This window comes from Lacticaseibacillus paracasei subsp. paracasei (genome assembly GCF_000829035.1).
In the GTDB taxonomy this organism is placed as follows: Bacteria; Bacillota; Bacilli; order Lactobacillales; family Lactobacillaceae; genus Lacticaseibacillus; species Lacticaseibacillus paracasei.
Genome location: NZ_AP012541.1, coordinates 1,402,713 through 1,421,655, shown reverse-complemented (window position 1 = coordinate 1,421,655; position 18,943 = coordinate 1,402,713). Strand labels below are relative to the sequence as shown.

Annotated in this window: 13 protein-coding genes; 3 read left to right on the top strand and 10 right to left on the bottom strand. The window is 47.0% G+C overall.

Features of this window, described 5'->3' with window-relative positions; translation table 11 throughout:
• Positions 1 to 14 precede the first annotated feature (14 nt).
• A complete protein-coding gene (locus tag LBPC_RS06990; RefSeq protein WP_032780929.1) occupies positions 15 to 785 on the top strand; it encodes an ABC transporter ATP-binding protein in 771 nt (256 codons plus the stop codon).
• Complete coding sequence (locus LBPC_RS06985; RefSeq protein ID WP_003660917.1) at positions 782 to 2,773, top strand: FtsX-like permease family protein; 1,992 nt, start codon at positions 782 to 784, stop codon at positions 2,771 to 2,773. Before LBPC_RS06990 ends, LBPC_RS06985 begins: the two co-directional genes overlap by 4 nt.
• Before the next feature lie 67 nt (positions 2,774 to 2,840).
• On the opposite strand, the gene LBPC_RS06980 is transcribed toward LBPC_RS06985, so the two are convergent.
• The 9 genes from LBPC_RS06980 to parE all read right to left on the bottom strand — a co-directional run bounded on the left by LBPC_RS06980 (position 2,841) and on the right by parE (position 16,772).
• Complete coding sequence (locus LBPC_RS06980; RefSeq protein ID WP_016383373.1) at positions 2,841 to 3,194, bottom strand: hypothetical protein; 354 nt, start codon at positions 3,192 to 3,194, stop codon at positions 2,841 to 2,843.
• A gap of 106 nt (positions 3,195 to 3,300) precedes the next feature.
• Entirely contained in the window at positions 3,301 to 4,413 is a 1,113-nt protein-coding gene (gene xerS, locus LBPC_RS06975; RefSeq protein ID WP_003660919.1) for a tyrosine recombinase XerS, read from the bottom strand.
• Between the two features lie 966 nt (positions 4,414 to 5,379).
• The gene (locus tag LBPC_RS06970; RefSeq protein WP_003596308.1) at positions 5,380 to 6,396 is read right to left on the bottom strand and encodes an IS30 family transposase; all 1,017 of its coding nucleotides are present in this window, start codon (positions 6,394 to 6,396) and stop codon (positions 5,380 to 5,382) included.
• Positions 6,397 to 6,757: 361 nt separating this feature from the next.
• Positions 6,758 to 7,690, bottom strand: coding sequence for a manganese-dependent inorganic pyrophosphatase (locus tag LBPC_RS06965; protein ID WP_003598664.1), 933 nt, complete (start codon positions 7,688 to 7,690; stop codon positions 6,758 to 6,760).
• A gap of 29 nt (positions 7,691 to 7,719) precedes the next feature.
• On the bottom strand, positions 7,720 to 8,688 hold the full coding sequence (locus tag LBPC_RS06960; protein ID WP_003565438.1) for a LysR family transcriptional regulator: 969 nt from the start codon (positions 8,686 to 8,688) through the stop codon (positions 7,720 to 7,722).
• Positions 8,689 to 8,812: 124 nt separating this feature from the next.
• The gene (gene pflA / locus LBPC_RS06955; protein WP_003570339.1) at positions 8,813 to 9,664 is read right to left on the bottom strand and encodes a pyruvate formate-lyase-activating protein; all 852 of its coding nucleotides are present in this window, start codon (positions 9,662 to 9,664) and stop codon (positions 8,813 to 8,815) included.
• Positions 9,665 to 9,795: 131 nt separating this feature from the next.
• Positions 9,796 to 12,057 (bottom strand): formate C-acetyltransferase, encoded by a 2,262-nt coding sequence (gene pflB / locus LBPC_RS06950; protein ID WP_003660924.1) that lies wholly within the window; start codon positions 12,055 to 12,057, stop codon positions 9,796 to 9,798.
• 251 nt (positions 12,058 to 12,308) lie between these two features.
• Positions 12,309 to 14,753: a DNA topoisomerase IV subunit A gene (gene parC, locus LBPC_RS06945; protein ID WP_003660925.1), complete on the bottom strand. Its 2,445-nt coding sequence runs from the start codon at positions 14,751 to 14,753 to the stop codon at positions 12,309 to 12,311.
• A 6-nt stretch (positions 14,754 to 14,759) separates the two neighbouring features.
• Entirely contained in the window at positions 14,760 to 16,772 is a 2,013-nt protein-coding gene (gene parE, locus LBPC_RS06940; protein WP_003660926.1) for a DNA topoisomerase IV subunit B, read from the bottom strand.
• A 562-nt stretch (positions 16,773 to 17,334) separates the two neighbouring features.
• Here parE and plsY point away from each other — a divergent pair.
• A complete protein-coding gene (plsY, locus tag LBPC_RS06935) occupies positions 17,335 to 17,958 on the top strand; it encodes a glycerol-3-phosphate 1-O-acyltransferase PlsY (protein WP_016383375.1) in 624 nt (207 codons plus the stop codon).
• Between the two features lie 81 nt (positions 17,959 to 18,039).
• Here plsY and LBPC_RS06930 read toward each other — a convergent pair whose 3' ends face one another.
• Positions 18,040 to 18,918 carry an aldose 1-epimerase family protein gene (locus LBPC_RS06930; RefSeq protein ID WP_003660928.1) on the bottom strand — a complete coding sequence of 293 codons (879 nt, stop codon included), beginning with the start codon at positions 18,916 to 18,918 and terminating at the stop codon, positions 18,040 to 18,042.
• Positions 18,919 to 18,943: the final 25 nt, after the last annotated feature.

The window sequence follows — 18,943 nt, the reverse complement described above, 5'->3', positions numbered from 1 at the left end:
AAGGGGACGATCACATGTCAACATTACTTAAATTAAAAAATATCGAAAAAACTTATACCAGTCGCGGGGCTCAGCCGGTGCGTGCCTTGACGAACATCAGTTTCACTGTTGAAGCCGGTGAATTTGTGGCAATTATGGGTGAATCAGGTTCTGGTAAAAGCACCTTGCTAAATCTGATTGCAACGCTGGACGATCCAACCGGCGGCGATATTAGTCTAAACGGACAGGATCTGAGCAACGTCAAGGAAGGTGCCCGGGCTAAGTTTCGTCGAGAACACCTCGGTTTCATCTTTCAGGATTTCGACTTGCTTGACACCTTCAATGTTCAAGACAACATCTTTCTCCCATTAGTCCTTGCCAAAAACCCTCTCGAAATCATGAGAAATCGGCTAACTAAGCTCGCACCACGACTAGGCATTGATGCCTTGCTGAAAAAATATCCTTACGAGCTTTCCGGCGGCCAGCAACAGCGCGTGGCGGCAGCACGCGCGATGATCACCGAGCCAGAAATTTTGTTGGCTGATGAACCCACTGGCGCCTTGGATTCCAAAACTTCTACAGAACTGCTTGATCTGCTCACAGATGTGAATGCCGAAAACCGGCAAACGATCCTCATGGTAACGCACAGTGCTGTGGCGGCCAGTCACAGCCGACGAGTATTATTTATTCGCGACGGTCAAATTTTTCATCAACTTTATCGTGGGGATCTCGATCAACCAGCCTTTCTAACCCGTATCAGCGAGACGATGACCGCCATGCTGACAAAGGCAGGCGATGGACAATGAAATTCTACTTTAAGCTCGCTGCAAGTAACTTGAAAGCCGATCGCCGCCTGTTTGTTCCGTTTGTCACCACCACTAGCTTCCTGATGGCCGTCAACCTAATCATGCTGAATGCTTACGCCAGTAGTGATGTCTTGTTTAAAAAGCTGGGGGCAGCCGCTGGCAAGTCACTGTTCATGTTCGGCACAGATGTCATCGTGATTATCTCTGTGATTCTCGCCATCTACGCAAACAATTTTCTGCGCAAACAGCGTATTCGTCAGTTAGGACTTTACAACATCATCGGGTTTGGCAAAGGTGAACTCGGCAAAATGATGGCAGTGGAGAAGCTGCTGCTGTTACTAACCACTTTACTGTTCGGTGGTATTCTCGGTACCGTACTTTCCCGCATCAGCTACCTTGCGCTCGCCAAAATGCTCAAAGTTGACCACAATCTTGACTTTGGGTTAAGCCAGCAAGCCTTCAGTATCGCCGGGATCATTACCATTGGCTTATTCATTGTTTTGCTGTTAGTTGATGAACTTTGGCTCATTCGCAAACGGCCAATCGAAATCGTGCGAGCACAACGAGCAGGTGAGCGGGAGCCCAAGGCAAAGTGGGTGACGCTAATTGTTAGCCTTATTGCCTTAATTGCCGGCTACTATATCGCGGTCACGACAACTAATCCACTACAAGCAATGAGTATGTTTTTTGTTGCCGTGATCTTAGTCATCTGCGGCACTTATGGACTGTTCACCGCCGGATCGGTCTTCGTCTTAAAATGGTTGCGAAACCGCAAAAATTACTATTACAAACCCAAGCATTTTATCAATGTAGCTAATTTACTCTATCGTATGCAACAAAACGGTGCTGGCCTTGCATCTATTGCCATTTTGGTGACGATGACCTTAATTACGCTCGCCAGCACGGCCACGTTGTTCTTCGGTATCAATGAAGTCGTCAATACGAATACGCCGGTTGATTTGTCATATGTTCTCAAGGCAAACGACACCACTGCACCCGGCAAGGTGGCACGGATGGCCAGCGCAAATCATGTCATCATCAAGTCGCAACACACTTTTGTTGGACCTTCCAGTACGATGGCTTTACTTGATGGCAATCGTCTTGAATCGCAGGCCAATGTCAATGGTCCGTTCAGTATGGGCAATGCGCGCTCGGTGCAATTGATGATCATTGAGAGCTACAACCGTTTTACCGGGCATCATGCCCGCGTTAAGTCAGGGGAAGTGTTGATCTATACATCCAAAAATTTTCCTAGCAAGACCATTCGCATTGGTCAAAAGACTTACAGGATCGGAAAACGTGCAGGTAGCTTTCCAAATGCACAAGCGACTTTTATCCCCAATCTTTTTATTGCCTTTCCTGAAGAGAAGCAAATGATCGACGCCATGCAGCATCTGAGAAATGCACGCTATCAAAACGCGGCTGAGGCGCAAGCTGATATCACCACAAGTCAAGATGTGATGTTGCAAGGAAGCCATGCCAATCAGCTTAAGCTCTATGAAGCGGTGGTCAAGAGTCGTATCGCTGAATCGGCCTCAGTTCAATCGAAAGCGGTGAATTACGATGAGACCATGAGTATCATGGGCAGCTTTCTTTTCCTCGGCATCATTTTCGGCGTCACCTTCATTTTGGCAACCTTATTGATCTTGTATTATAAACAGTTATCTGAAGGCTATGCCGATGCCCGCCGCTACACAATCTTACAACGCGTCGGCTTAAGCTTGCGAGAAGTGCGCGCAACCATCAACAGCCAGTTACTAATGCTGTTTTATCTGCCATTACTCGTGGCAGGGATTCATGTCGGATTTGCATTGCCATTCATTCAACGCATCATGATATTGTTTGGCTTACCGAATTGGCAGTTCTTCCTGACTGTCTCACTCATCACACTTGGTATCTTCGCGATCATCTATGTCCTCATGTACAAGCTCACCGGTAACGTGTACTATCGCATCGTCTCGCGTCGCCAAGCCACCAGTCGCAGCTAACTAAAAAAAGCGTCGAAACGCCAGTAAAAATACTGTCGCTCGACGCTTTTTTCGTTGATGCCAGCAATTAAGCCGGCTGCAATGCCTTGATTTCATCAATGATCTTCAACAGCGTTTGCTCAGCTGTTTGATAGTCCGCCATTTTATCGGCAAACTGCTCGTCAAAACCAGCCAACCCGCCAGCAGCAAAGGCATACTCATAGGCATACACCGCTTCATAGGCGGCCACAAACCGCTTTAGCAAATCATGATATTGTTCGCCGCCAAGTTGCAGCGCCATCTGAATCACTCGAAAGTCCGTATACGCCATCTCAAATTGAACTGCCCATGCCCGCATAAAATCATGTCGGGCCTGAATATGCAGGAAATGATGCTCCGTAGTCCATGCTAATCGGTTCACTGAATCTTTAACATCTAACACAATCAATCCCACCTTCCCGTTTCGATCTGACTCGATTATAGGCTGGTCTGGCGAAATAAGCTTTCAAAAGACTCGATGATCAACTTCAGTAACCATCTCTCGTCAATTAAGCTTGTTCATGCCCGCGATCGGTTGCTTTTGCGGCCGTTTCAGAAACCTCACGCAAGGCTTCTTTACCGCTTTTATCACTGAGATTGATATACAGATCTGTTGCGCTTGTGGTCGTCTGCCCAAGCTGATCCGCAACCTGCTGTACATCCTTGGTGACCGTATAAATATTGGTTCCCAAAGTGTGCCGGGCCTTATGTGGTGTTGATGGCCGACCATAATCGGTTGTATAGCGCTTGAAAAAGGCTTCGATTGTATTTTGGCGAATCCGATTGATTTTTTGGCCGACAACTGTCACAAACAGGGGAGAAGTCGGCTTTTGATAACCGATAATAGCCGCTCGCTGCGTTAAGTAAGCCTGAACATACGGATCAATCCAGTCTGCAAAATTGACGCGATCCTGAAAGTTACCTTTGCGAACAACTTGGACCGTATGCCGATCCATGTTCAAATCTTCCAGATTCATATTCACCAATTCGCTGACACGAACCCCTGAGCCAAACAGTAAGGCAATCATGGCCAAGTTGCGCACTTTTGTCGCCTCAAAATAGCGCCGCGGCTTGGCTGGCAGTTGTTGCGCATAACTTTGATCCAACCACTGTAAAAACTTAGCATCTTCACCGTCCACAAACAGCATTTCCTGTAGCTTGTGGTTTCGGTAACTCGCAGTTTCAGTATGGGTTTTAAGTTTTACCTTGTTCCAGACATTCCGATAGAAATAAGGTTCGCCATCTGCATGGGGTTCACTTTCCTCCGTCAAAAATCGATAAAGCGCCTTGATCCCGACTAAGCGCAAAGCGACACTGCGACGCGTCATTCGCTTGTTGTGGTGCGTCTTGGAAGGCCGTTCAAGCAAATACGCCATAAATGCCTGGGCATCACGCAACGACAAATGTTCTAACACGGTCAGCGGGACGGTTTGCGGTGAGGAAGCGACCGTCACACCACTGTTAATCAGCCAGTTCAGAAACTCTTGATAAAAATGTAAATACTGATACAGCGTCGAATCGGCGATCGGGATCGCTTTTTGACTCTGATAATAGTCCTGAATGTAATCCGGCAGGGCAGGTAGCATTGTATGAATTAATTTCGAATAATTTTGTGTCGACACAGATTTCACCTCGAACGTATGTTTTCTTTTAGATAATGTTAGTATACGCGAAAACAACTGTCCTTGGCGAGGGCTAGTGTTGATGAAAAATGAACGGTGGTGCTAGTTCAGCCATTGTTCTGCCATGTGAAGCAGAATTGAATAAAGTTTTAGCTTTATCCAAAGGTGAGCAAAGATGTCAGCAAACACCTGTTGGTCACACAAATTTAAGCTGGCATAATTCTGGCATGAATTCGGCTATTAAATGAGTTCACTTCGGTCAATCATTCAGCAAACTTATTTTGGCCATTGGTCATCAAAATAAATTTGCTGAATGTTACGTGACCCTCAATTGTTGTTGAGTCAATTTCAAACTACACAACTCAAAAAATCATCAAGCAACTCGAAGCCGGCTAACTGACGAGAATCTCACAACATCATGAAGCTTGAATTGATATGCACTTTTCTGGTTTTGGCTGGCATGACATTTTCAATCAAACAAATGCATGCAACTCAGCGCAAACGCAACAACCCAAGTCATAATTGATTGCCTTGGTAAAAAGTTCAATCGCCACCACCAACATCATGTCCGGACCACAAATTTTTGACAGCCATCTGAAAGAGGGGACACCCAGATTCGCAGATCAAGTGGCAAAGCCAATTATTTATATTCTAGTTTACATAATATATATTATGCGAAGTAGTGTTTGAAGAGACGGCATCGTGCCATTCTCGCAATATTTACGTTGGCGATTATTTGATTCGCAATTTCATACAGCACCTGATAGTCGCCTCATTTTTTGAACCGCTGCTTGCAGCCAAGTCTTTAAAAGCTTCTACAATCTTTGGATAAATCATTGGATATTTTTTGCTTGAGTTTTTTTCGTTAAGTCACTTGCGACGAACAACTATCAAGTTGAATTCCCGACCTCAATTTTCAAGTCAAGTGCAACGATGATAACGAATTCTTGATAGTGGTCTAGGCTGTTACGCCATGCATCGGTAGTAATCGCATGGGCGAAGATAGTTCAGAATACGTCTGGGACGATGGTTCAGTGCGGATTGGACTGCTTGAATTTCAACCAGGGTAATTGCTCTGAGAGACTTCCCTTTCGGGAAGAATTCCCTAAGCAGTCCATTGGCGTTCTCGTTTGTGCCACGCTCCCAAGGCGAGTACGGATGTGCGAAGTAAATCTGGGTTCCAACAATCTCTGATAACTTGGCAAACTCGGAACCATTGTCAAAAGTGATACTCTCAAATTCCTTGGCCCCGTAGTCGTCGATCGTGTCCTGCAAGGCTTTAAGGCAGGTGCCCGCATGATAGTCAGGAATCTTGACGATGATCTCAGTCCGGCTGTACCGTTCTGTGAGCGTCATTAATGCTGGCTCATCAGCTAAGCGAATACCTTTGACCAAGTCGCCTTCCCAATGTCCCACGCCTGTGCGGTCATTCACGGCCGCAGGACGCAACTCGATTGAGTCGCCGTATATCTTCTTATTCTTGCGCTTGTGGGCGTTCTTATAGCCTTTGATGCGGCGTCGGAGCTTCTTGGGAAGTGTCATGTTGTCTAGCTCAAGCAGCCCGGCGTCGATGTAGCGATAGACAGTTGTCGTTGAAGGGCAAGCCTTGCCCTGGTCGCGATAGAAGTGTACGAAGCTATCAACGCTGTGTACGCGCGGCTTACGAGTAAGCTCCCTGGCGAGAGCCTTGAAGAACGCACGGCCGGTCTTAAGAAAGGCGTAGTGACCGGTTCTATCGCGTTTACGGTCGTGCATGGCTTGGGCAGTTTCCGCAAGATAGACTTGATGCGAGTGACGCTTCGAGTCGAGCTGAGTTACAGATCCACGCGTGATTTCTCGTGAGATTGTCGCTTTACTGCGATGAAGCTTCTGTGCAATCACGGTCGCGGTGTCACCAGCAGCCTGAAGGGCCTGAATTGTAGCACGGTCGCTAAAACTGAGTTGTTGGTAATGCTTGTGGGTGTTAGTCTGAGAGTGGGTCATGAAGATTCCTGCTTTCTTGTTTAGCTAGCACTAACAAGAATAGGTCTTCATGGCCTTTATGGTCTAGTCGTCAGGGTGTTGCACTTGAATTGTAAACTGGGGAGTTGAATTCCCGAACTCGTCTCAGAATGCGTCTCTCAGCATGCCTCAAAACCAGCCAAAATGACCCATGACAACTTGCTGTTGATTCGACCCGCGAATTACTACACGAATTTCAAATTCACGCATCACGAGCTGCTAGTCAGCTTTATATTTAACAGATTTCGCAAAAAGATGGCTAGAGACTTTTTGCAAACAAAAAAGCCGCAACTGGCTAGCTGCGACTTTCCTTAGAACAATTGTGTGCAATTAAAGATGAAAGTTAACCTTCAAACGTGCTCTGCATTGGCGGAACGACCTGTTTTTTGCGGGAAACAACCCCAGGCAATGCCAAACGCGCGTCCTTGTCGAACTGTTCGTTGAAAGCACTGGCGATTTTATCGCGGTCAGCACCGACTGCGAAACCAGTTGAATTGCTGTCCAAGATGTCAGTGGCAATCAGCAGGAAATCGTCGTAGCCTTTCGCCTGCGCCTCTTTGGTCATGGCACTGATCAATTCGTCCTGACGTGCGTAAATGTCGTTCAGATCAACGGTATTGACCTGTCCGATGCGAATAGACTTGCCGCCCATGGTGAAACTCTTAGCATCGCCTTCGATAATGTCCATATCTGACTTGGCGGCCAAATTAGTACCTGCCTTCAGCATGGCAAGACCATATGACTGCAAATCAATTCCGGCAATCTTCGCCATTTCTGGCAAAATCTTCTTATCCTTATCGGTTGCGGTCGGCGATTTCAACAACAGCGTGTCTGAAATCAAACCAGAAGCCATCAAACCAGCCAATGTTGGCGAAATCTTGAAGCCATATTCTTGGAACATCTCAAAAATGACGGTATTGGTGCTGCCAACCGGTTCTGCTCGGTAAAACAGCGGCGCTGCCGTGTGGAAGTTAGCGATGCGATGATGGTCGACAACAGAATCAATCGTCACGTCTTCGATATCACTGACACTTTGTTGAAATTCGTTGTGATCAACCAACATGACATGATCCGTCTCGTTGGCTGCCGTCTTGATAACCCGCGGTGCCTGAACCTTAAAGTGATCAAGGACGAACTTAGTTTCATCGTTCGGTCCGCCTAATGCTACCGCCTCAACATCCGTGTTGCCTGCCTGTTTCTGAAATTCTGCCCAGCTCATGGCACTCGTAATCGCGTCGGTGTCCGGGTTCTGATGCCCAAAAATCAAAGTCGTCATCTTATCTGATCGCTCCTCAACTGAATAGTTTACTTATCAAGTTTAACACGGTTTTCACTGACCCGCGACAAGTAATCTTTTTCCTTCAGATAATCGTCAAAGGTCTGGAAGAAGTTCGAGATCCGCGGAATGTCAGCTTTCTCTTTGCGATAAACAAAAGAAATCTCAAAGCGAATGGCCGGATCAAACGCAATAGCATAGGCCTTGATTTGATCAGCGCGTGCCCGAACAAAACTGGTTGGTAAGGCCGTGTTGACCCCTGACAAGTTAACGAATTGGGTTAACTGATATGGCGTGGTGAAATGTGCGACCACGTGCGGGAAATCAACCATTTGATTCTTGTACGCCTCACGCAGAAGCTGTCCAAGGAAATAGTCGTCAGGATAAGTTGCCCAAGGTTCAGCTAAAGTATCTTTGAAATGGATTCGCTTACGGTTAGCCAAGGCGTCATCGTGGTGCAAGAACAGCAATTGTTCATCAATAATTTTCTTGCTGGCGTATGGTTTCCAGTTCTTAATGGTCTCATCTGGCAGATTCATGATAGCCAAATCAATCTGGTTGTTTTCCAAGGATTCCCAAATTTCGTGACGGGTCATCATCCGTAGCGTTACTTCAACTTCAGGATTCAGTTGATAGTAATGAGCAATGAACGCAATAAAGGCGCTATCCTCAATTGAGCTTAATAACCCAATATTGATTTTTCCGACGGTTGCACTGGTTGTTTGTTGAATTTCGTCGGTTGTCTGGTTCAAGATCTCGTAGATCTCATGGGTTGACTTTAACATGGTCTGACCAGCGTCAGATAAATGCAGTTTCTTCCCGACAGAATAAAACAGCGGTGCCCCCACCGTCCGTTCCAATTTCTTGATCTGCTGTGTTAAGGCTGGCTGGGTAATGCCAAGCAATTGGGCGGCTTGGGTGTAGTTCATGGTTTCTGCCAATTGCAGAAAATAAGTTAGTGTCTTTGAGGAAAAAATGCGCTCTTGTTTCGTTTTCATAGGGCGGCTTCCCTTTCGTTTATAATTTAATAATATCGTTCAACCATCATCATAAGTGGCAATGAAAAAAAACGCAACGAATTTGCCGCGTTTTTAATCGTTACGTTAAGTTCTAGCTAAAGATTCAGTTGCTCGCAACTGGTTTCGGACGCCAGCTTTGCCATCCGGTATAATCCTTAACGTGCAGCAGATTCTCTGCATTCTTAACGCGATCGGCAGACGGCGGTTCGATGCCTTCAAGCGGGTACGTAATGCCAAGCTCGTGATACTTTTTAACGCCTAACGTGTGATACGGAAGAATCTCAACTTTTTGGACCACGTTTTTGTCCAATGTCGCAATATAGTCCCCTAACCGTTTGAGATAAGGGTCAAAGTCAGTGCGTTCCGGGACCAGAACGTGGCGAATCCACATGTCATCACCATGCGCCGACATATACTGCACCATATCCAAAATATTCTCATTAGGAAAACCGGTGAGCTTTTTATGCTCGGCCGAATCAATGTGTTTAATATCAACTAATGAGATGTCAGTAACAGCCATCAGCTTTTCAAACTGGCCAAACCACGGTTGGTCACGCGTGAAGGGGCCGCCTGACGTATCGAGGCAAGTCGAAATTCCCAGTGCCTTAGCCTTGGTGAAGAGTTCGAGAATGAAATCGATTTGTACCAAACTCTCACCGCCACTGCAGGTAATACCCCCTTGGTCACCCCAGAATGCTTTATAGCGCTGGGCATCCGCCAAAATTTGATCGGCCGTCATTTCTTCACCAACCCCAATGTTCCAGGTGTCAGGGTTGTGACAATACTGGCAACGCATGCGACACCCTTGCATAAAGACAACGAAGCGAATACCAGGGCCATCGACCGAACCAAAACTTTCGACCGAGTGAACATACCCTTTGATCGGGCCATCATGATCCTGACCAACTTGTTCTAAGATATTTAATGGGCTTTGTGACTGATCGATGAGTTTCATCTTATTGCCTCCACTACAACATCATGTGTCGTTTTCAATTGATTTTCATTTCATTCTGCCAAAAAACGGCAACAGCATCGTTGCCGTCTTTTGGCAAAACAGGAATGGCTTCCTGTCTTGAGTTAAGCTGCTTACATTTCTTCGAAGAAGGTCCGAGCAATGACATCGTCTTGTTGTTCCTTGGTCAAATCTGCGAAGTAGACGCAGTAGCCAGAAACCCGAACGGTCAATGTTGGGTATTCTTCTGGGTGCTTCTGAGCATCAATCAGGGTCTCCTTGTTGAAGACGTTGATGTTCAAATGCATGCCGCTGTTTTCCATATAGCCGTCAACCATGTGAACCAAGGTATCCTTACGAGTTTCATCATCGTGGCCCAGTGTGTTCGGAGTAACCCCAAACGTATTACTAATGCCGTCAGTTGCGTAATGATACGGAATCTTGGCGGTGGACATCAGGGATGCCAGTGCGCCGTTCTTTTCTGCGCCATATGCCGGGTTGGCACCTGGTGAGAATGGTTCGCCTTTTTGACGACCGTTTGGTGTTGTCCCTGTATTCTTACCATAAACCACGTTGGAAGTAATGGTCAGGACACTGGTGCTCAACTTCGCGCCGCGATACAGATGATGCGTGTTCATCTTGTTATAGAAGGTCTTAACCAACCACTTAGCGATGTCATCAGCGCTATCATCGTTGTTACCATAACGTGGATAGTCATCATTGTCAGCAACGAAGTCAACTGCAACACCGTTTTCATCGCGAATTGCCTTGACATGACCATACTTGATTGCACTGATGGAATCAACCGCGTGTGACAGGCCGGAAATCCCGGTTGCGAAGGTCCGGTTCAGTTGGGTATCCTTCAATGCCAGCTGTGCAGCTTCATAATAATACTTGTCATTCATATAGTGAATCACATTCAAAGCATTGACATACGTGTCGGCCAGCCAGTCCATCATCTTGTCGAACTTATTCATGAATTCTTTGTAATCAATGTAATCGCTGGTGATCGGTGCATATTCAGGCCCTACTTGCGCTTCCTGAATTTCATCTTTCCCACCGTTGATCGCATACAGAACTGTCTTAGCTAAGTTAGCACGGGCACCAAAGTATTGAACGCCATCAGCAATTGGTTGTGCCGAGACACAGCAAGCAATACCGTAGTAATCGGTACCCCATTCGTTGCGCATCAGGTCATCATTTTCATATTGAATGGTTGAACTTTGGATGGATACTTCGGTTGCATAGCGTTTGAATCCTTCTGGCAAGCGTTCGCTCCAAAGCAAGGTGATGTTTGGTTCTGGTGCTGCGCCCATGTTGTCCAAAGTCTTCAGGAAACGGAAAGCCGTCTTGGTAACGTGGTGACGGCCATCATTGCCCATTCCTGCCAATGACAAGGTTGCCCAGATTGGATCGCCTGAGAACAGTGAGTTATATTCTTCAGTCCGGATGAAACGAACCATCCGCAATTTCATAACCAAATGATCAATCAGTTCCTGTGCCTGTTCTTCGTTCAATTTGCCTAAGCGCATATCGCGTTGGATATAAGCATCAATAACCGTATCGATCCGGCCAACGGACATTGCGGCACCGTTTTGCGTCTTAACAGCAGCCAGATAGCCAAAGTAGATCCACTGAACAGCTTCTTGCGCATTAGCTGCCGGACGCGAGATGTCATAGCCATATTCCTTGGCCATCTTCTTCATGTCGTTTAAGGCACGATATTGTTCATTGATTTCTTCACGCAGTTTGATTACATCGTCAGTCATTTCGCCGTCGCCGGTCAAGTTATAATCCTTGAACTTCTCAGCCATTAAACGATCGATCCCGTAAACAGCGATCCGTGGGAAATCAGAAACAATCCGGCCACGGCCGTATGCGTCTGGCAAGCCAGTCACGATCTTGTAATGGCGAGCCTTTCGCATATCAGGGGTATAAGCATCAAAGACACCTTGGTTATGGGTCTTACGATATTCATTGAAAATCTTGTGTTCTTGAGGATCTGTCTTGAAGCCATAAGATTCCAATGCATCTTCAGCCATTCGAATACCGCCAAATGGCATGAATGCTCGTTTGAATGGCTTGTCGGTCTGAACACCAACAATCTTTTCAAGATCTTTGTTCAAATAACCAGGTCCGTGTGAGGTGATCGTAGAAGGAATATTGTTGTCAGCATCCAAAACACCGCCATTTGCACGTTCTTGCTTCTTTAAATTTAGAACCTGATTGTTCAGGACTGTTGTCGCTTCAGTGGGGCCAGCAAGGAAACTTTCGTCCCCGTCATATTGGTTCAGGTTATGCTCGATAAAATCGCGCACATTAATTTCTTCTTGCCAGTCGCCGCCGTTAAAGCCTTCCCAATAATTAGGAACTTTGGTTTCGTCAAGCTGTTTCATAGTTGTTTGCCTCCTAAAGTGGATTACAGATGTGACAGTTCTTACAAACACAGTATAACACGCCGCCAAATCTATGCAAGCGTTTTATTGCCCATATAATAGGCGTTATATTGTTTTTTAAGTGTGCTTCGTCGCTTCTTTTCGCCCATGATTTCGTCATTTTGTTAAATTGTGCACAACTGATCTGTCCTATAATAATCAAAAATGCCACCATCTGTATTAGTACAGACAGTGGCGTCAATGATCACCATTTATTCGACTTGATCTGCTGGTTCTTCTTTGGTTTGAACAAAAACTGGCTTGCCAAGGACATCAGTGTCAATGACAAACGAACCATTCGAATAGCGGTCACCTGCTGGATGTTGTACCGGATTAAGGGTCGTTACCTTACCCGTATCGGTCAAAACATTCAGGCGGGTAGCGTCATCGACTGACATCATCGCGACAATCCGATGCGGATCACGCTTAAGCTCACGCAAGACCAGTAAACCACGACGGGCACGACTCATTTCCCCGACCTCGCTTAAGGCCATCTTTTTGAAGGCGCCACGTTGGGTCAAAATACCGACCTTAGCCGTAGTTGGATCCTTCACTAGAATGAAATTGACAACCTCATCGTCTGGCTTTAGATCCATACTTTTAACGCCGGTTGCCCGGGCACCGACAGTTGACACATCGCTTAACGGGAATGTCAGTCCGTAAGCGTGGCGGCTGACCACAAAGACATCCTGTTGCTGATCAGTCGTGAAGTATGCATTGGTGACAATCGCGGCTGGGTCTTTCAGCTTCATCGCCATCATCGGCTTACTCTTGTACGTCCGTTGCGGCTGCAAATCACTTAAGGCAGTTTGTTTGATGTACCCGTCACTTGACCCTAACACAAAACTGCCAGCGCCATCGAGTTGATCAAAAGCAAACACTGCCAAGACTTTTTCGTCAGAGCCAAGGCCAACTGTTTGACTTAAGTGTTCGCCGGTGTCTTTCCAACGCGCATCACTAATTTCATGCACTGGTCGATAAATGACATTTCCGGCATTTGTCACGATGTAAAGATGCTGCAACGTACTCAGTTCGCCAGTGAAAATGGCAAGATCATTGGCCTTCAAACCATTGTCGGCCGGATCAACCGCCTGATAACTGCGCAGTGAACTGCGTTTAACGTACCCATCACGAGAAACCTGCACCATAACGGTTTCATCAGCCACCGTCACCGTTGTCGCCACTTCAAGCGTTTCAATTTTGGCTTGAATGCTGCTGCGACGATCATCCCCGTACTCCTTGGCAATCCGCTTCAACTCGCCTTCAATCACCCGATCGCGGGCAGCGGGGCGGGCCAAAATATCTTGATACTCGGCGATTGCTTTCGCCAATTGTGCTGCTTCTTTCTGTAAAGCCGTGATATCGGTATTGGTCAATCGATACAGCTGCAAGGAAACAATCGCTTCCGCCTGAGCTTCCGAAAAATCAAACTTCTTGACTAAGTTACGCTTAGCATCTCCTTTATCCTTGGAAGCACGAATCGCGGCGATGACCTGATCCAAAATCGATAGCATTTTGATCAAGCCTTCGACAATGTGCTGTCGAGCAGCGGCCTTGTTGAGGTCAAAACGCGTTCGCCGAGTGACCACATCGCGTCGATGTTCGACGTATGCTTCCAACATGGCCTTGAGTCCTAGTAACTTCGGCTGCATGTCGGCAATAGCGACCATGTTAAAGTTGTATGCAATTTGCAGATCGGTATTTTTAAATAAATAGTTTAAGATGCCATGTGCATCGGCTTCTTTTTTTAATTCGATGACAACGCTAAGCCCAAAACGGTCGCTTTCGTCACGGACTTCGGCAATACCGTCCACTTTTTTGTTGATGCGTAATTCATCGATTTTTTTAATCATCTGCGCTTTATTGACATCATACGGAATCTCAGTGACCACGATCTTCTCACGACCGCCACGAATGGTTTCGATGTGTGTCCGAGAACGAACCACGATTTTACCGCGACCGGTTTCGTAAGCTTGCTTGATACCATCAAGCCCTTGAATAATCCCACCTGTTGGAAAATCGGGACCCTTGACGTATTGCATTAAAGTATCTAAATCAGCAGTGGGATGCTTCAGCAAGTATAAGACCGCATTGATCACTTCACGCAAGTTATGCGGCGGAATTTCGGTCGCGTAACCTGCAGAGATGCCCGTTGCACCATTCACCAGCAAATTCGGAAATCCTGCGGGCAACACAGTTGGTTCCTGTGCCGTGTCATCAAAGTTCAACACCATATCGACGGTTTCCTTATCGATATCGGCCAGCATTTCCTTGCTGATTTTGCTTAAACGCGCTTCCGTATAGCGCATTGCAGCTGGCGGATCACCATCCATGGAACCGTTATTCCCGTGCATCTGAATCAGTGGGGCCCGTAACTTCCAATCCTGGCTTAGCCGAACCATCGCTTCATAAATGGAGCTGTCGCCGTGGGGATGATAATTACCCATGACATTCCCGACACTTTTAGCCGACTTGCGGAAGCCCTTATCATACGTATTGCCATCTTGGTTCATCGCAAATAAAATGCGACGCTGAACCGGTTTGAGGCCGTCACGCACATCAGGCAGCGCCCGTTCTTGAATAATGTATTTCGAGTACCGGCCAAACCGGTCGCCCATGACCTCTTCTAAGGTCAGTTCTTGAATCTGATTGGCCAATGGCTTTTACTTTCCTTTCTTGTCCAGTTGTTTGACGATTTGCTTGGCACCAAACTGTAATTTTTCGTGATTAGCAGTCGGGGTTTCCAAAATACTGCCGTCGTCATCCATATCAAACTTGACGTTATGCTCAATCCATTCCCGACGCGGCTCAACGCGATCACCCATCAAAGTGGTCACGCGTCGTTCCGCCAGCTGAGCATCGTCAATCCGAACCCGGATCAAAGTCCGCGTCTCAGGATTCATAGTCGTTTCCCAAAGCTGATCGGCATTCATTTCCCCCAGTCCTTTAAATCGGGTCAATGTGTAACCCTTGCCCATGGCTTTGGTCTCTTTGGCCAACTCTTCATCGGTCCAAGCATAACTGATCTTGGTTTTAGCACCAGCGCCTTTTTGCAGCCGGTACAATGGTGGCAAAGCAATGTAAATTCGGCCAGCGTCAATCAGCGGCCGCATGTAGCGATAAAAGAAGGTTAGTAGCAAAATCTGAATATGCGCGCCATCAGTATCCGCATCAGTCATAATAATGATTTTGTCGTAGTTGGCCTGCTGCATATCAAAATCCGCACCGACACCAGCGCCGATGGTGTAAATCATCGTATTGATTTCTTCGTTTTTAACGATGTCCTGTAACTTGGCCTTCTGAGTATTCAGTACTTTCCCTCGCAATGGCAAGATCGCCTGAAACTTCCGGTCTCGGCCTTGTTTAGCTGAACCACCGGCAGAATCCCCTTCGACGAGATACAATTCGTTACGCTTAGGGTTCTTGGTTTGCGCCGGGGTTAATTTACCGGAAAGCAAGCCTTGATCCTTCTTGCGCTTGCGTCCCGTCCGGCTATCATCGCGTGCTTTTCGAGCCGCTTCCCGCGCATCACGGGCTTTGACGGCTTTACGAACCAACTCTTGCGACTCTTCACCGTTTTCCATCAAAAAAGTTGACAGCTTGTCATAGACAATCCCATCGACCACAGTGCGGGCTTGCGGCGTACCAAGCTTGCCCTTTGTCTGGCCCTCAAATTGCAAAATTTCTTCTGGAATGCGGACACTTAAAATACCTGCAAAACCTTCACGCACATCACTGCCTTCAAGGTTCTTGTCGCGTTCCTTCAGCAAGCCGACTTTTCGGGCAAATTCATTGAATGCTCGCGTCATGCCGCTGCGCAAGCCAATTTCATGCGTCCCGCCATCACCAGTGCGAACGTTATTAACAAACGAAATCAGGTTTTCAGAATAGCCATCGTTATATTGGCCGGCAAAATCAACCACGATACCGTCCTTTTTGCCTTCAAAATTGATCACCTGTGACAATGCGTCTTTGCCTTCATTAAGGTATTTAACAAAACTGACCAAGCCATCAGGGTAGTGATAACTGTCATGCTTGCCGGTGCGTTCATCAGTCAGATTAATCGTGATATTTTTCAGTAGAAAGGCTGATTCGCGCAAGCGTTCGGCCAAGGTATCATAACTGAAGACGGTGGTTTGAAAAATAGTCGGGTCCGGCTTGAACGTGATGGTCGTGCCATTCGGTTCGTTGACTTTTCCTAACTTCTGCAGCGTGCCATCAGGATGACCGCCATTGATGAAATGTTCTTCAAATGCGCGCTTATCCCGCACAACTCGCACGGTTAATGATTCCGATAAGGCATTGACGACGCTTGAGCCAACCCCATGCAAGCCACCAGATGTTTTGTAACTATTTTGGTTAAATTTCCCGCCGGCATGTAGCACGGTCAAAATGACTTCAATCGTCGGTTTGCCGCTCGGATGCATCCCCGTTGGCATCCCGCGACCATGATCCTGTACGGTCACAGAGTTATCGGCGTGAATCGTCACATTGATCTCATCCCCAAACCCCGCGAGCGCTTCATCGACAGAGTTGTCCACGATTTCATAGACCAAGTGATGCAAACCGCGGCCATCGGTGGAACCAATATACATCCCCGGACGCTTCCGCACAGCTTCCAAGCCATGCAGCACCTGAATGGATGAATCATTATATGCTTGCGTTGCTTTATCCATAGTAAACTCCCTTTTTTGAACAACTAAGTTATAGAATACACCACGCGTTGAGATTTCAGAAATAAAAAATAAGAGCGCGAGCCAGCCCGATTAGAAACCGGAGCATAAGCGGCCTTGGGTGCGATGGTTGGACTTTGACCATTGCACCCAAGGTCCTTACACGCAGGTTGCTGCGAGTGCGTTTAGGCATCAACACCATCAACAGCAGACCTCACCGTATTGCTCTCAGGACTCCTGTTTTCTCCTCAAAATCGACCCAGCTGGCTAATACCATCATTGTTCATTTAAATTTTATTAGCCGTGTCAATGGCCCAAAGCTCAGCAGAAAACCGCACTTCCCTAAGCATGGCACATAACTATGACTTCTTGACGTGAAATTCATCGCCCGCTGGCACCATATCTACGCTGTGCCCCGCCATGATCCTTGCACAAGACGCCACCAAATCGCGCCACAACCCGCTTCACAGGTTTTATTCGAATGTACGTTCGTTTTATTCTACTGACGTATCACTCAAAAGTCAAAAATGCTAAAATAGTTTCTAGTTTGAGAGGAGGGGCACATTTGATACTTGTGCTTTGTTTTATACTCGCGTATTTCATAGGCGCCATCCCGTTTGGTGTGGTCATTGGTAAACTCTTTTATCACACGGATATCCGCAAAGGCGGGAGTCACAATATTGGCACCACAAATGCTTATCGCATGTTAGGGCCAGTCGGCGGCTCAATTGTCTTGGTGCTGGATATCTTAAAAGGCACGTTGGCTGCCAGCTTACCCATTCTCTTTGGCATCGAGCATCATTGGCTGGTGCTGATCGTGGGTTTAGCGGCCGTATTCGGTCATACATTTTCGATCTACATTCGCTTTAGAGGCGGTAAGGCGGTGGCAACTAGCGCTGGCATTTTACTTGCATATAATCCGCCATTTTTTGTTATTGCATTTGCCATCTGGTTTAGTTTGATCTTGCTAACGTCCATGGTCAGCGTTGCCAGCACACTGGGTATGGTGTTGATCACAGCTTGGTCGCTTGTTTACCATGATTGGTTGCTGACAACTGTTGCCTGCGGGTTGCTGGTTGTCTTTTTGATCAAACATCGGGCAAACTTCAAACGCATCAAGGCCGGAGATGAAAATATGGTGCCCTTTGGCTTAGGCCAATATCTTCGTCAACACCGGGGCCGCTCCTAGTCACCTTTTGATGGCAACCAAAAAGACATCCGAAACTGGATGTCTTTTTTTCATGTACCTAATCGACAAACTGATGACACCTTAGAAAATGCTGATCATGTAACCCTTCTCAAATGCCGTGCCAGGTTCAAGTCGATTGATCCCAAGTTTGCGCGTCAGGTCGCCAGTGCTGCCAATCGTGTCGGCGATGCCCCACCAAGGTTCGATGCAGACAAAGTCGCCAGTGGTTGGATACGGACTCCAAACGCCCAGATATGGGGTATCGGTCATGGTAACGCTGACACCATGTTTCGTCTTGTCAGAAACCAAGTTGAAGGTTGTCTTACCAAGCAACGCGAAAATTAAAGCATCATGATCAAATGTTTCGTGCGTTAAGGCCAAATTGGCATCAGTTGCAGCCAAGGTCCGGTGCGTGTAATCAATGCCTTCACCAGCAACCAATGGAATCTGAACAAGCGACTTACGCGGTTTGAAGTTCAAATAATAATCGGAGAATTGAGTATCCGGCGTCATTGGGACCTTGAAGCCCGGATGGCCGCCGATGCTAAAGAACAGTGGCTCACTTTTGTCCGGATTGTCAACGTGATACGTGACATGTAGATTGTTATTTTCTAGTGCAAACGTGATGATTAAACGAAAAGCGAACGGGTACATCGCCCGCGTTTTGTCATCATCCTTCAGAACGAAGCTCGCTTTAAACGGTGTCGCAGAGAGCACCGTGAAATCACGATCACGGGCAAAACCGTGCTGGCCCATGTGGTAAGTCTTGCCTGCGTAATGATATTGATTGTCAGCCAGCGCCCCAACAATCGGGAACAAGACCGGGGCGTGGCGACCCCACACCGCAGGATCTGCTTGCCACAGACGCTCCCTGCCTGTCAGGTTATCTTTGATACTGGTCAGTTCAGCACAATGCCGACTGATTTTAACTGTCAAAAAGTCATTTGCAATCGTTACCATACATCCTCATCCTTTACCTACAACA